This window comes from Bradyrhizobium sp. Ken51, from assembly GCF_055807435.1.
The window spans coordinates 1-14,457 of sequence record NZ_JBVVPB010000007.1; the positions used below are offsets into that span (position 1 = coordinate 1).

Genomic DNA, 14,457 nt, shown 5'->3' on the forward strand with positions numbered 1-14,457 from the left:
GGCATGCAAGAGGTCGGCGGTTCGATCCCGCCTGGCTCCACCAGCCTTCGCTCGCTTCGCGAGCTTCGGCTCGGCAAGCCAGCTCCGCTCCATCGTAGCGAAGCTAGCGAAGGCTGCCGCGGCGTAGCCCGCAGGGCGAAGCCGGGCTTCAGCAATCGAAAGCGGATATATTAGGCTCTCCCTCGACAGCCGGGGCATCCTTGAGAGCCTCGATTCCCTCCACTTCTATGTCGGGATTACCGACGATCTGCGCGCCCGACTGACAAAGCACAATGCTGGCGAGGTGCCCCACACCTCGAAATACGGGCCTTGGCGTCTCAAGACTTACGTTGCGTTCAGCAACGAGAAGCAAGCCGTAGCATTCGAGAAGTATCTGAAGTCAGCGTCCGGTCGCGCCTTCGCCAAGAAACGGCTCTAACCCTACTCCCCGATCACCGCATTCAACCGATCGCGCAACGCCACAATCTCATCCTTCATCGCGACCAGTTCCGAGACCGAGCAATCCGACGCCGCCAGGATCGATTGCGGCACGGCGCGCGCCTTGTCCTTCAGGGCGTGGCCCTGCGGTGTCAATGCGATCAGCACCTGACGCTCGTCTTCGCTCGAGCGCGTGCGCTTGACGAGGTGGGCGGCCTCGAGGCGCTTGAGCAGCGGCGTCAGCGTGCCCGAATCCAGGTGCAGCTTTTCGCCGATGCTTTTGACCGGCACGTCGTCACGCTCCCACAGCACCAGCATCACCAGATATTGCGGATAGGTCAGGCCGAGCCGGTCCAGCAGCGGCTTGTAGACGCGGTTGAAGGCATGCGCGGCCGAATAGACCGCGAAGCAGATCTGGTTGTCGAGGCGCAGCGGCGCGTCCGCTGCTGAATGTTTCCGGGGCATCGAGAATCTCACAGGACCAGCTCCATTCTGGGGCCGGCCGGCGCCACATTCAATTGCGAACAATTAAATGTGAGGCTTCATAATTTCAATTGCGCACAATCTAATTGTTTGCGATAAGGATGCCACCCCACCCGAAAACACAGGGAGACGAAAATGTCAGTGAACGTCCTCTACAAGACCAGCGCAAAGGCCACCGGCGGCCGCGACGGCCATGCTGCGACCCTCGACGGCGCGCTCGACGTCAAGCTCACCACGCCGAAGGAGCTCGGCGGCGGCGGCGGCGCCGGCAACAATCCCGAGCAGCTGTTTGCGGCGGGCTATGCCGCCTGCTTCATCGGCGCGATGAAGTTCGTATCCTCGCAAGGCGGACCGAAGGTTCCGGCCGACGCCTCCGTGACCTCCACCGTCGGTATCGGCCCGCGCGCGGCCGGCGGATTCGGTCTCGATATCGACCTTGCCGTCTCGCTGCCGGGCCTCGCCCGCGCGGAAGCCGAGGCGCTGGTCGAGAAGGCGCACCAGGTGTGCCCGTATTCCAACGCGACGCGCGGCAATGTCGACGTTCGCCTGACGGTCGTCTGATCGGTTAGCTGAAGCGGCTGACCCCGGATCCCCTCGGGCCGGCCGCTTCCCTTGATTATTTGCCATGCCGCGGGATGCGGCGACCGACCTGCATGACGCCCTACGCGGGAAGCCATTGCCGGCTCGGACGAACCTCGTTAGGCCTGTGATCACATCGACACAGGGGACGCGAAGGCATGACTGAAGCCGTCAGTTCTGGAGCTGCCACGGGCGCAATGAGCGGCCTGCGCGTCATCGATCTCACGCGCGTGCTCGGCGGTCCCTATTGCACCCAGATCCTCGCCGACCACGGCGCCGACGTGATCAAGGTCGAGCCGCCCGCAGGCGACGAGGTGCGCGACTGGGGCCCTCCCTTCCACGAGGAAGACGCGGCCTATTTCATCGGCATCAACCGCAACAAGCGCTCGATCGGCCTCGACCTCGCCTCCGAGGGCGGCCGGACCGTGCTGCTCAAGATGCTGGAGAGCGCCGACGTCCTGATCGAGAACTTCAAGCCGGGCACGCTGGAGAAATGGGGCATCGGCAACGAGATGTTGCGCGAAAAATTCCCGCGCCTCGTGCATTGCCGGATCTGCGGCTTCGGCGCCGACGGCCCGCGCGGCGGCAATCCCGGCTATGACGCCATCATCCAGGCCATGACCGGCATGATCGCGGCGACCGGCTCGCCCGAGAGCGGACCGATGCGGATCGGCGTGCCGCTGGTCGATATCGGCACCGGCCTCTATGCGGCGATCGGCATCCTGATGGCGCTGGCGGAACGGCAGCGCTCGGGCCAGGGCCAGTTCCTGGAGACCACGCTGTACGAGACCGGTCTCGCCATCATGCATCCGCACACCGCGAATTATTTCATGCATGGCAAGCCGCCCTCGCTCACCGGCAACGAGCATCCCAACCTCGTGCCCTATGCGATTTTCCCGACCAAGACCGACAATATCTTCATCGGCGTCGGCAATGACGGCACCTTCCGCAAGCTCGCCAAGGAGATCGGCAAGCCCGAGCTAGGCACCGATCCGCGCTTTGCGCGCAACAAGGACCGCATCGCCAATCGCGAAGCGCTGCGGGCCGAGCTCGCCGCCGTGTTCAGTCAGCACGAGGCCGAGTCGCTGTGCAATCGCCTGCTCGCCGCGGGCCTGCCCGCAGGCCCCGTGCAGAAGATCGACCAGGCGTTGACCAACCCGCACACAATCGCGCGCGGCGATATTATCGAGAAGGACTGGTACAAGGGCGTGGCGTCCCCGATCCGGCTCGATCGCAGCAAGCCAAGCCTGCGTCGCCTGCCGCCGAAATTCAGCCAGCACGCAGCCGAGGTGCTGGGCGAGTTCGGCTATTCGACGTCCGAGATCGACGCGATGGTCGAGCAGGGCACGGTCTGCGGACCCGAGCGCAAGCGCTAGGGCCCTCGCCTTCCACATCCCACGGCAATGCCGCACTGCGGCGCGGGCGCTCTGTGCACCGCGAACGGAGGACGATGCGCGCGCGGCATTCGCCTATTTGACGGCTTCCCTTTTCCAGCGCTTGCCGCTTTCGTTTCGGCCGCTTACACAGTCATGTGAACGTCATATGGCGCTGCTAGCGCAAGCGATCATTTTTGACGGCCTAAGAGAACGGCCAAGGGAGGTTTACTTGATGGCTCTTCGACACTTTGGAGCGGCTGCCGCTATTACACTCACGGTTGGACTCTCGGCCCCGCCGGCCTTGGCCGCGACCGAAATCCAGTGGTGGCACGCGATGACCGGCGCCAACAATGACGTCATCGTCAAGCTCGCCACCGACTTCAACGCGTCGCAGAGCGACTACAAGGTGATCCCGACCTACAAGGGCAACTATCCCGATACGATGAACGCCGGCATCGCGGCGTTCCGCGCCGGTAATGCCCCGCACATCATGCAGGTGTTCGAGGTCGGCACCGCGACCATGATGGCCGCGACCGGCGCCGTGAAGCCCGTCTACAAGCTGATGGCCGACGCCGGCGAGAAGTTCGATCCCAAGATCTACCTGCCCGCCATCACCGGCTATTATTCGACGTCGAAGGGCGAGATGCTCTCATTCCCCTTCAACTCGTCCTCGACCGTGATGTGGGTGAACCTCGACGAGCTGAAGAAGGCGAACGTCGAGATCCCGAAGACCTGGCCCGAAACGTTCGAGGCCGCCAAGAAGCTGAAGGCTGCCGGTCATGACACCTGCGGCTTCTCGGGCTCCTGGATCACCTGGGTCAATCTCGAGCAGCTCTCCGCCTGGCACAACGTGCCGCTCGCCAGCAAGGCCAACGGCCTCGACGGCTTCGACACCGTGCTCGAGTTCAACGGTCCGCTTCAGGTCAAGCATCTCGAAACCCTGGTCGAGCTGCAGAAGACCAAGACCTATGACTACGCCGGCCGCACCAACACCGGCGAGGGCCGCTTCACCTCCGGCGAATGCCCGATCTATCTGACCTCGTCGGCGTTCTTCGGCAACGTCAAGGCGCAGGCCAAGTTCGCCTTCACCGCCGTGCCGATGCCGTATTATCCGGACGTCAAGGGCGCGCCGCAGAACTCGATCATCGGCGGCGCTTCGCTGTGGGTGATGGGCGGCAAGTCGGCCGACGAATACAAGGGCGTCGCGAAGTTCCTGACCTTCCTCTCGGACACCGATCGCCAGGTCTATATCCACAAGGCCTCAGGCTACCTGCCGATCACCAAGGCTGCTTATGAGAAGGCCAAGGCCGAGGGCTTCTACAAGGATCAGCCCTACCTCGAGACCCCGCTGCTGGAGCTGACCAACAAGGAGCCGACCGAGAATTCGCGCGGTCTGCGCCTCGGCAACATGGTTCAGCTGCGTGACGTCTGGTCGGAAGAGATCGAGCAGGCGCTGGCCGGCAAGAAGACCGCCAAGCAGGCGCTGGATGCCGCCGTCGAGCGCGGCAACACGATGCTGCGGCAGTTCGAAAAGACCGCCGTCAAGTGAGGCAATGAGCGGCAGGCCGCGACCCGGCCTGCCGCTCTGCTGGCATCATGCAAAAGCAAGCCATTTTCCAGTCAAGGCTGTTGCCGTACGCGCTGGTTGCGCCGCAGCTCGCGATCGTCCTGATTTTCTTCTATTGGCCGGCCCTGCAAGCGGTGATCCAGTCCTTCCTGCTCCAGGATGCGTTTGGGCTGTCGACCACCTTTGTCTGGTTCGAAAATTACATCGAGCTGTTCAAGGACGCGGCTTATTTCGAGGCGATCGTCCGAACGTTCTTCTTCTCGTTCGCGATCGCCGTCTCGTCGCTGTCCTTCGCGCTGCTGCTCGCCGTGATGGCGGACAAGCCGCTGCGTGGCTCGATGCTCTACCGCACGCTGCTAATCTGGCCCTATGCGGTGGCGCCGCCGGTCGTCGGCGTGCTCTGGATCTTCATGCTGCATCCCTCGCTCGGCGTGCTCTCGCGCTATCTACGCAATATGGGCATCGACTGGAATCCGCTGCTCGATGGCGACCAGGCCGCGGCGTTGATCATCCTCGCCGCCGCCTGGAAACAGATCTCCTATAATTTCCTGTTCTTCCTCGCCGGCCTGCAGGCGATCCCGAAGAGCGTGTTCGAGGCCGCCGCGATCGACGGCGCCCGTCCGATGCGGCGGTTCTGGACCGTGACCTTCCCGCTGCTGTCGCCGACCATCTTCTTCCTGCTGGTGGTCAACATCGTCTACGCCTTCTTCGACACGTTCGGCATCATCGACACCATGACCCGCGGCGGTCCGGGAACGTCGACGGTCACGCTGGTCTACAAGGTCTATTCCGACGGACTGCTCGGCGGCAATCTCGGCAGCTCGGCGGCGCAGTCGGTGATCCTGATGGTCATGGTCATCGTGCTCACCGGAATCCAGTTCCGCTTCGTCGAACGCAAGGTGACCTACTGATGGTCGAGGAAGAGGGCTTCCGGCGCTACATCGCCCATATCATCCTCTGGATCGGGATCGCGATCGTCGCCTTCCCGGTCTACATCGCGTTCGTCGCCTCGACGCAGGACAACGCGCTGATCGCCAACGGGCAGATGTCGCTGCTGCCGGGCGGTCATTTCTTCGAGGTCTACTACCAGACCATTTTCGTCGGCACGAGCGGCTCGACCCGCGAGCCCGTCGGCAACATGATGCTGAACTCCCTGGTGATGGCGCTGCTGATCGCAGTCGGCAAGATCTCGATCTCTATCATCTCGGCTTATGCGATCGTCTATTTCCGCTTTCCGTTCCGGATGCCGATCTTCTGGATCATCTTCATCACGCTGATGCTGCCGGTCGAGGTGCGCATCTATCCGACCTACAAGATCGTCGCTGATCTCCACATGCTCGACAGCTACGCCGGCCTGTCGCTGCCGCTGATCGCCTCGGCCACCGCGACGCTGCTGTTCCGCCAGTTCTTCATGACCGTGCCGGACGAGCTGCTGGAGGCCTCCCGCATCGACGGCGCCGGTCCCCTGCGCTTCTTTTGGGATACGCTGCTGCCGCTGTCGCGCACCAACATGGCGGCGCTGTTCGTGATCCTCTTCATCCTCGGCTGGAATCAATATCTCTGGCCGCTGCTGATCACCACCCGCGACGACATGCAGACCATCCAGGTCGGCATCCGCAAGATGATCACCACCACCGACGCGCTGACCGAATGGCCGATCGTGATGGCGACCGCCGTGCTGGCGATGCTGCCGCCGGTGTTCGTCGTCGTAGCGATGCAGAAATTATTCGTGCGCGGACTCGTGGAGACGGAAAAGTAAATCTCATGGCTAACGTCACCCTGCGCAACGTCCGCAAGACCTATCCCGGCGGCTTCGAGGCCATCAAGGGCGTCAACGTCGATGTCGGCGACGGACAATTCTGCGTGCTGGTCGGCCCATCCGGCTGCGGCAAGTCGACATTGCTGCGCATGGTCGCAGGCCTCGAAACCGTCACCGGCGGCGAGATCGACATCGGCGGCCGCATCGTCAACCAGATCGAGCCCGCCGACCGCGACATCGCCATGGTGTTCCAGAACTACGCGCTCTATCCGCATATGAGCGTCTTCAACAACATGGCCTACGGCCTGCGCAACCGCGGCATGAAGGAGGCCGAGGTCAAGAGCCGCGTCGACGAAGCCGCGCGCGTGCTCGAGCTCACGTCGATGCTGGAGCGCAAGCCGCGCCAGCTCTCCGGCGGCCAGCGCCAGCGCGTCGCCATGGGCCGCGCCATCGTGCGCCAGCCGAAAGTATTTCTGTTCGACGAGCCGCTGTCCAATCTCGACGCCAAACTCCGCATCGCGATGCGGGTCGAGATCCGCAAATTGCAGCGCCGGCTCAACACCACGTCGATCTACGTCACCCACGACCAGCTCGAGGCGATGACGCTTGCCGACATTCTCGTCGTGATGAATGGCGGCCAGGTCGAGCAGGTCGGCAATCCCCTGGCGATCTACGAAAAGCCGGCGACGACCTTCGTCGCCTCCTTCATCGGCGCGCCGCCGATGAATCTGATGTCGACGCGGCCCGAGGAGATCCGGTCGCAGCTCGCCGGCAGCGGCGCGGCTGACGCCGGAATCCTCGGCATCCGCCCGGAGGATTTCGTCATCACCGACCAGACGCCCGCCGACGGCGTCGTGTTGCCGCTCACCGTGGAAGCGATCGAGCGCGTCGGCGCCGAAACCTTCGTCTACGGCACGCGGGCTCAGGACGAGCAGCGCATCGCCGCCAACCCCGGCGAGCTGCCGCCCGGCGAGGTCATCGTGCGCATTCCCGGCTCAGAGGCGCCGCCGATCGGCGAGAAGATCCGCGTCGCAGCAATGCGCCAAAAGCTGCATCTGTTCAGCGGCGACGGCCGGACGCGGATCGAGGCCTGACCGGTTCCAGGGGGCCGTCGATTAAAAAACTGCGAAAACAACCCCATGCACAGTAGAAGGGGGTTTGTTTTCGTTGAGAGAATTCGGCCGGCTAACTCGTCGTCATGCCCGGGCTTGTCCCGGGCATCCACGTTCTTCACGCGCGAGTAAAGGTCGTGGATGGCCGGGACAAGCCCGGCCATGACGATGCGGAAGCAACGGTGCACGTAAGCGGAAATGGCCCATCCACAGCCCCCGGCTACGTCCTTGAACCTACACGCGGATATGCCCATATTGCTGATCAAGGGGTGCCTGTACGGGCCCTGATGCACCAAAGTCGCTTCGAGAGGACTTTGTAAACTATGTCTCGTGTTCCCACGCTTTCCAGTCCGTTCCTTCTGGGCTTCGACGAGATCGAGCGCGTGCTCGATCGGGTCGTCAAAGGCGCCGACGGTTACCCTCCCTACAATATCGAGAGGTGCGACCGATCGGAGGGCCAGCCCGAGCGTTTGCGGATCACGCTGGCGGTCGCCGGATTCACCCGCGACCAACTCGATGTAACCATTGAAGAAAACCAGCTCGTCATTCGCGGACGGCAGCAGGACGACAAGACCCGGCAATACATCCATCGCGGCATCGCCGCGCGCCACTTCCAGCGCACTTTCGTGCTGGCGGAGGGGATGCTGGTGCTGGGTGCGGATCTGAAGAACGGATTGCTGGCGATCGATCTTGCCCGGCCGGAACCGGAGAGGATCGTTAAGACAATCGCTATCAATGAGCACGAATAATGGAACGAGTAGCGGACTCGACCGCTTAGTTTCTGTGAAGGAGTCGAGACCATGAGTGAAGGTCACGTTGCGTTCGAATACGAAGCCAAGAACGTCTCGCCAGAGACGCTGGCAACCCTCGGCGAAGGCCATATCGCCTATGTGAAGCAGATCCGCTCCGAGGATGTGCCGGGCCTGTTTCCCGAAGCGCCGAAGATCGCGCCGGGCCTCAAGCTCTTCGCGCTCCACGCCGCCGACGGCACGCCGATCATGCTGACCGACAGCCGCGAAGCCGCGATCGCCAACGCCTGGAGCAATGAGCTGCAAGCGGTGAGCGTGCACTGAGCACGCGCGCGTCGCATCAATAGAGTTTCAAGCGGGCATGCCTTCGAAGGAAGGCGTGCCCGTTTTTATTCGACGACGGATCGCTGCAATCTCCCCGTCATTGCGAGCGAAGCGAAGCAATCCAGAATCTCTCCGTGGAGACATTCTGGGTTGCTTCGTCGCTGTGATCCTCGCAATGACGGAGTGTGAGGCTAAGGCGTGCCCTGCTCTCGTGTTCCGGACGCGGAGACGCTTACGCTGCGGTCGCCGGCGGCAGCGCGAGCACCGAATAGATCGCCTGGGCGTCGCGCGAGGCGCGGAGCTTTTTGGCGATGTCCTGGTCGCGCAGCAGGCGGGCGATGCGGGCGAGCGCCTTGAGGTGATCGGCGCCGGCGCCTTCGGGGGCGAGCAGCAGGAAGACGAGATCGACCGGCTGGCCGTCCATCGATTCGAAATCGATCGGACGATCGAGGCGCGCGAACAGGCCGAAAATCTTTTCCAGCTTGGGCAGCTTGCCGTGGGGGATGGCGACGCCGTAGCCGACCGCGGTGGTGCCGAGCTTCTCGCGTTGCAGGAGCACCTCGAACACGGAACGCTCGTTCTGCCCGGTCAGCTCGGCGGCCTTGGCCGCGAGTTCCTGAAGCGCCTGCTTCTTGCTGTTGACCTTCAATGCCGGGAGAATCGCCTCGGGCGCGACCAGATCGGTAATCGGCATGGAAGTCTTCCGAGGTGAATGAAAACGTCAGGTTCCGAATTGGCCAGCCTGGACAAAGAACCTGGGCGGGCCGACGTCGAGAAGTTGAAGCAGGAGGCGGACTTAGCTCGCCCCTGATGTGGGGGGCTTCTACTCCAACGCAATCCCGGTGCCAACTCCCGCGTGCAGCTTTGCCCCGGTCATTGTTAAGGCCGAAAGGGGCCCCGGCGCGGAGCCCCAGGGCCGTCGCCCGACGGCCTCACGCCTTGCCGTCCTTGCCGTCCGCCTTGGTGCCCGGGGGGTCGATCCAGCCGACATTGCCGTCGGCCCGGCGGTAGATGATGTTCACCCGACCCGAGGAACCGTGCTGAAAGACCAGGCAAGGCGCCCCGCTGAGGTCGAGTTCCATGACCGCTTCGCTGACGGACAGCGGCTTCAGCGAGGTGGTGGCCTCGGCGATGATGACGGGGCTGTAGCCGGTGATCTCGTCCTCGTCCTCTCCCTCGCCCGGTGCCTCCAGCACGTAGCTCGTGGCATCCATGGCGGCCAGCGCCGCGGAGGCGACATGGGCCTTGCGGGCGGAGCGGTCCTTGAGCCGGCTCTTGTAGCGCTTGAGCCGCTTCTCGATCATCAGCAGCGCCTGGTCGGCACTGGCATAGGCGTCCGGTGCGTTCGAATCGGCCTCGAGCGTAATTCCCGAATCAAGATGCAGCGCACAGTCGGTGCGGAAGCCGAAGCCGTCCTTGCTCAGCGTGATGTGACCGGAGTAGTTGCCGTCGAAATATTTGCGCAGAACCTCTTCAGTCCGGTCGGTGACGCGGCCGCGCAGGGCCTCGCCGACATTGACGCTCTTTCCCGAGATGCGGAGAGTCATGTGAACCTCGCTTGGTTCGTGCCTGGCCTGGATTTGGGCCCGATAGCAGATCGAGAGTAGCGCGATTTGGCGCCGGCGCAATCAGGCCGGTTCGGGATTGCGGGAGCGATCGGCCATGGCGGTGGAGAGGACGTTACCAAGAGCGCTCTGCTTGTCGCGACGGCGTTGCACCGAGGAAGGAATGCGCATGGCTTCGCGGTACTTCGCGACCGTGCGGCGGGCGATATCAATGCCCGAGCCGCGCAAGCGTTCCACGATGGTGTCGTCGGACAGGATCGCGGACGGCGCCTCCGCATCGATCAGCTGCTTGATGTGATGGCGCACGGCTTCGGCCGAATGCGCCTCGCCGCCATCGGCCGAAGCGATCGAGGCCGTGAAGAAATATTTCAGCTCGAACGTGCCGCGATTGGTCGCCATGTATTTGTTGGCGGTGACGCGCGACACCGTGGATTCATGCATCTGGATGGCGTCGGCGACGGCCTTCAGATTCAGCGGTCGCAGATGCGCCACGCCATGGGTGAAGAAGCCGTCCTGCTGGCGCACGATCTCGGTTGCGACTTTCAGGATGGTGCGGGCACGCTGGTCGAGCGCGCGCACCAGCCAGGTCGCGTTCTGAAGCGCGTCGGTGAAATAGGATTTGTCGCCGTCCTTGCCGATCTTCTTCGAGAGCTGCGAATAGTAGGTCTGGTTGACCAGCACGCGCGGCAAGGTGTCGCTGTTGAGCTCGACATGCCAGCCGCCGTCGGGACCCGGCCGGACATAGACATCGGGCACCATGGTCTGCAGCCGGGCCGAGCCGAACTTCATGCCGGGCTTGGGATTGAGCCGGCGGATCTCGCCGATCATGTCGGCAATGTCCTCGTCGTCGACGCCGCAGACCTTGCGCAAGGCTCCGATGTCGCGCTTGGCGAGGAGGTCGAGATGCTCGACCAGGGCCTGCATCGCGGGATCGTAGCGGTCGAGCTCGCGGAGCTGGATCGCCAGGCATTCGCTCAAATTGCGCGCGCAGACGCCGGGAGGATCGAATTTCTGCAGCACGGCAAGAACGCTCTCGACGTCCTGTTGCGACGCGCCCAGCCGTTCGGCGGCCTGGCCGAGATCCGGGGGCAGATAGCCGGCCTCGTCGACGAGGTCGATCAAATACTGGCCGATCATGCGCTGCGCGGCCCCGGTGAAGGCGACCGAGAGCTGCTCGGCGAGATGGTCGCCGAGCGTGATCTCGGCAGCGACGAAGGCTTCGAGATTGTAGTCCTCGTCACCGGAGGCGCCGCCGCCCCATTCGGTATAGGTGGTCGGCGCCGCATCCTGGGCGTTGCGGGCAGCCGCCTCGGCGGGTTCCTCGGAGAAGACGTTGTCCAGACCGGTGTCCATGGTCTGCTCGATCTCGGCGCGGGTGCCGAGATCCTTGCTCATCCACTCTTCCTGGCCGGGCTCGAAGGCTTCGCCCGGGCCGCCGCCGGGCTCGTCGTTGTGGCCGCCGTCGCTATCGTTGAACTGCCCGGTCTCGGCCGGGCCCTCGCCGGCGGGCGGCTCGTCATTGGCCCGTTCCAGCAGCGGGTTACGCTCGAGTTCCTCTTCGACGAACGTCGTGAGATCGAGATTGGACAATTGCAGCAGCTTGATCGCCTGCATCAACTGCGGCGTCATGACCAGCGACTGCGATTGCCGGAACTCTAATCTCTGCGAAAGCGCCATGAAGCAAGAACCGATCCCAAAAAGTTGGTCCGATTTTTGCTTATCCTAGTCCAAGCCCGATGTACACGTCTTGACGAAATGGAAAAACGGGCTAGAGGCGGAATTCCTCGCCAAGGTAAAGGCGGCGCACGTCCGGATCGGCGACGATCTCATCCGGGCTCCCCTCGGTGAGGATTTCACCGGCATAGACGATGTAGGCGCGATCGGTAAGGCCAAGCGTCTCGCGCACATTGTGGTCGGTGATCAGCACGCCGATGCCGCGGTTGGTGAGGTGGCGGACGAGGTCCTGGATATCGCCGACCGCGATCGGATCGATGCCGGCAAAGGGCTCGTCGAGCAGCATGTAGTTCGGGCGCGTCGCCAGCGCGCGCGCGATCTCGACGCGGCGCCGCTCGCCGCCGGACAGCGCGATCGACGGCGATTTCCGCAGGCGCGTGATGTTGAATTCGTCGAGCAGCGAGTCGAGCTGCTGCTCGCGCTTCTTGCGCGAGGGCTCGACCACTTCGAGCACGGCGCGGATGTTCTGCTCGACGGTAAGGCCACGGAAGATCGAGGCTTCCTGCGGCAGATAGCCGATGCCGAGCCGCGCACGCTGATACATCGGCAGCTTGGTGACGTCGTGGCCGTCGAGCTCGATCGCACCGCGATCGGCCTTGATCAGGCCGGTGATCATGTAGAACACGGTGGTCTTGCCGGCGCCGTTGGGGCCGAGCAGGCCGACCGCTTCGCCGCGGCGCACATAGATGCTGACGCCGCGCACGACCTGGCGGCTGCCAAAACTCTTTTCCACGCTATGCACAGCCAGGAAGCCCGGCCGCTTCAAGAGCTGAGGCCCGCCCGCGCCGTTGGGCCTGCCGGCGGCCCTCACGGGGTGAACCGCCTGGGCCCGGGGCTGCTCGGCCTGATAGTCGCCTTGGAACTGATCGGGTGCATGCATCGGCTGGTTACGGGCGATCGGCGGCGCGTCCCGTACGGGACTGGCCACGAGACCACCGACGCTGTCACCGAGTGCGGTGATGTCCTGGCGCGCAAATCCTGGCCGGCCGCGTTTGGCGGGGCGCCGACGGAACATGCTGAAGAGATCGACCATCCCCGCCTTCTAGCCTTTCGCGACGATCCTGCGCGGTCTTCGCGCGATCTGCCGCGCCGGCCTCAGGATTCGCCGACGCAGCATGAATGAAGGGATGTCTCATGCCCAGTGAAACACGCCCGAAGAGCGGCGGACCCCGCTTCGAAAGCCCTTCGCGCTAGATACAGTCTCGGCGGGCAAGCTTCAACCTCGGATCGGGAGTGATCGACCCAAGCGTCTGAAATCATTCCTCTAATTTACTTTGACTGACTTCAGCTCATTTGGGCTTGGTTGCGCCAGGCAATTGCAGAGGTCCCGCATTGGGCTTGGCCGCGCCTCCGGATCCGCAATCATTGCCGCCGCCCTGCGGCAGCAGCGCCTGCACCCGGCCGCTGTCGGATTCCACACGCGACACGCCGGTGGTCATGTCGACCGCCAGCCGGTCGCCACGCAGTACGTTCTTGCACTGCGTCAAGACGACGCCGCCAAGCATGGTGATGAGGTTGGTCCTGGTGTCGAACACGGCAGTCTCGCCCGTCACCACCTGGTCCTTCTGGGTGACGACGACATTGCCGCGCGCCTCCAGCCGCTTGATCGAGGAGTTCCCCCCCGGCCCCGGCGTCGCCGACTGCATCGGCGCCCCCTTTGCCGACTTCGCCGCAGGCTGCGGCGCGGCCGGCTTGTCGCCGCCCGAATCGTAAAACACCACCAGCGTCTTCGAGGTCATGGTGGTGTCGCCCTGAATGACCTTCACATTGCCGGAGAAGGTCGCCTCCTTCTTCTTGTCGCGCATCTCGAGCGAGGCGGCTTCGATCTGGATCGGCTGATCGCGGTTCTGCGAGAAGCCCTGCATCGCGTTGGGCACGCCTTGCATCGTGCTCTGCGCGCTTGCCGCACCTGTTGCGACCAGTGCGATGCCGACGGCGAGCGCGGCCGCACCAGGGATGACGCGCCGCTTGTCGTCGTTGCGCGGAAAAAACCTGATCATGAAAATCACTTTGAATTGGCGGACTTGTTCTGGGGCGTACGTGTCTTCGCTGGCGACGCGGGCTCGGCCGGCGCAGGCTGAGCGGCGGCGGGGTCGTCCAGCTTGTCGAGGTGCATCACCACATTGCCTTCGAAGCGGATGACGTCGCCGCCTTCCGTGATCCGCAGCCGATCCGCGGTCAGCGTTCCGTTGGTCAGCTTGACGTCGACATGCTCATCCGAGGAGACCGTGCCCTTGCCCATGTCGACGAAAGCCGAGTTCAGCCGCGCCTCGTAACCTGTCGAAGTGCGCAGGAAGATGTCTTTGTGCAGGTCGAGCTGCTGCTGCTTGTTGTCGAACCTTCCGGTGCGGGCATCGAGGAACAGGGTCGATTGGTCTTCCATCAGCACCTTCGCGCGCAAATCATGGAGATCGACATGATCGGGATCGGTGATGTCCTGGGTCGCGGTCTTGGCCCAGAGCTCGTAGGGCCGTTGGTCCGGCGTGAAGCCGGACATGTGCGGTGATTCCATCGTGATCTTGGTGCCTGTCACCACGAGATTTCCGGAGTCGAGCTTCACGGGAATCTGGAACGGGTTGAAGATGGTCGAGATGAGGACGAGCAGACCCATTGCCGCAGCCACTGTCGCCGGCACCGCGATGCGTAGAATCCGCACCAGGCGGCTGTGGCGCGCCGCGCTGGCGAACTTCGCCGCAAGCGCGGCATCATAGGTGACATTATGGGCCGAATTCACCTGGGCTCCTGAGGTGTCGCTCGCCTTGTCCGGTTGGCGGGCGCCCCATTGTAGCCGG

16 protein-coding genes are annotated in these 14,457 nt (G+C 63.6%); 9 read left to right on the plus strand and 7 right to left on the minus strand.

The annotated features are described in order from the left end of the window. The first annotated feature begins 196 nt into the window (after positions 1–196). Positions 197–418, plus strand: a complete 222-nt coding sequence (locus tag AC0L27_RS14030) for a GIY-YIG nuclease family protein (protein WP_354206423.1) — start codon at positions 197–199, stop codon at positions 416–418. Between the two features lie 2 nt (positions 419–420). On the opposite strand, the gene AC0L27_RS14035 is transcribed toward AC0L27_RS14030, so the two are convergent. Then, positions 421–882, minus strand: coding sequence for a MarR family winged helix-turn-helix transcriptional regulator (locus AC0L27_RS14035; RefSeq protein ID WP_275168854.1), 462 nt, complete (start codon positions 880–882; stop codon positions 421–423). Between the two features lie 153 nt (positions 883–1,035). Between AC0L27_RS14035 and AC0L27_RS14040 the strand changes: the two genes are divergently transcribed. The 8 genes from AC0L27_RS14040 (at position 1,036) to AC0L27_RS14075 (ending at position 8,366) form a co-directional block, all read left to right on the plus strand. Further along, positions 1,036–1,461, plus strand: a complete 426-nt coding sequence (locus AC0L27_RS14040; RefSeq protein ID WP_007598424.1) for an organic hydroperoxide resistance protein — start codon at positions 1,036–1,038, stop codon at positions 1,459–1,461. Between the two features lie 176 nt (positions 1,462–1,637). Then, entirely contained in the window at positions 1,638–2,855 is a 1,218-nt protein-coding gene (locus AC0L27_RS14045) for a CaiB/BaiF CoA transferase family protein (RefSeq protein ID WP_354205666.1), read from the plus strand. Positions 2,856–3,087: 232 nt separating this feature from the next. Continuing rightward, the gene (ugpB, locus tag AC0L27_RS14050; protein WP_354205664.1) at positions 3,088–4,404 is read left to right on the plus strand and encodes a sn-glycerol-3-phosphate ABC transporter substrate-binding protein UgpB; all 1,317 of its coding nucleotides are present in this window, start codon (positions 3,088–3,090) and stop codon (positions 4,402–4,404) included. A gap of 47 nt (positions 4,405–4,451) precedes the next feature. Further along, positions 4,452–5,333 carry a sn-glycerol-3-phosphate ABC transporter permease UgpA gene (ugpA, locus tag AC0L27_RS14055; RefSeq protein ID WP_354200327.1) on the plus strand — a complete coding sequence of 294 codons (882 nt, stop codon included), beginning with the start codon at positions 4,452–4,454 and terminating at the stop codon, positions 5,331–5,333. Further along, entirely contained in the window at positions 5,333–6,181 is an 849-nt protein-coding gene (gene ugpE, locus AC0L27_RS14060; protein ID WP_354205662.1) for a sn-glycerol-3-phosphate ABC transporter permease UgpE, read from the plus strand. The genes ugpA and ugpE overlap by 1 nt, the downstream gene beginning before the upstream one ends. Positions 6,182–6,186: 5 nt before the next feature. Further along, positions 6,187–7,275, plus strand: a complete 1,089-nt coding sequence (locus AC0L27_RS14065) for a sn-glycerol-3-phosphate import ATP-binding protein UgpC (RefSeq protein WP_354205660.1) — start codon at positions 6,187–6,189, stop codon at positions 7,273–7,275. A 341-nt stretch (positions 7,276–7,616) separates the two neighbouring features. Beyond that, on the plus strand, positions 7,617–8,042 hold the full coding sequence (locus tag AC0L27_RS14070) for an Hsp20 family protein (protein WP_007598583.1): 426 nt from the start codon (positions 7,617–7,619) through the stop codon (positions 8,040–8,042). A gap of 51 nt (positions 8,043–8,093) precedes the next feature. Beyond that, a complete protein-coding gene (locus AC0L27_RS14075) occupies positions 8,094–8,366 on the plus strand; it encodes a BQ00720 family protein (protein WP_007598581.1) in 273 nt (90 codons plus the stop codon). A gap of 232 nt (positions 8,367–8,598) precedes the next feature. On the opposite strand, the gene ptsN is transcribed toward AC0L27_RS14075, so the two are convergent. From ptsN to lptC, 6 genes are all read right to left on the minus strand, one after another. Beyond that, positions 8,599–9,060: a PTS IIA-like nitrogen regulatory protein PtsN gene (gene ptsN, locus AC0L27_RS14080; RefSeq protein ID WP_027514736.1), complete on the minus strand. Its 462-nt coding sequence runs from the start codon at positions 9,058–9,060 to the stop codon at positions 8,599–8,601. Between the two features lie 238 nt (positions 9,061–9,298). Next, entirely contained in the window at positions 9,299–9,913 is a 615-nt protein-coding gene (gene hpf, locus AC0L27_RS14085) for a ribosome hibernation-promoting factor, HPF/YfiA family (RefSeq protein ID WP_275168865.1), read from the minus strand. An 81-nt stretch (positions 9,914–9,994) separates the two neighbouring features. Next, entirely contained in the window at positions 9,995–11,608 is a 1,614-nt protein-coding gene (gene rpoN, locus AC0L27_RS14090) for an RNA polymerase factor sigma-54 (protein WP_354064311.1), read from the minus strand. A gap of 91 nt (positions 11,609–11,699) precedes the next feature. Next, positions 11,700–12,698 (minus strand): LPS export ABC transporter ATP-binding protein, encoded by a 999-nt coding sequence (gene lptB, locus AC0L27_RS14095; RefSeq protein ID WP_354064309.1) that lies wholly within the window; start codon positions 12,696–12,698, stop codon positions 11,700–11,702. A 256-nt stretch (positions 12,699–12,954) separates the two neighbouring features. Then, entirely contained in the window at positions 12,955–13,665 is a 711-nt protein-coding gene (locus tag AC0L27_RS14100; protein WP_354064307.1) for an LptA/OstA family protein, read from the minus strand. A gap of 5 nt (positions 13,666–13,670) precedes the next feature. Next, positions 13,671–14,399, minus strand: coding sequence for an LPS export ABC transporter periplasmic protein LptC (gene lptC / locus AC0L27_RS14105; protein ID WP_354205657.1), 729 nt, complete (start codon positions 14,397–14,399; stop codon positions 13,671–13,673). Positions 14,400–14,457 lie beyond the last annotated feature (58 nt).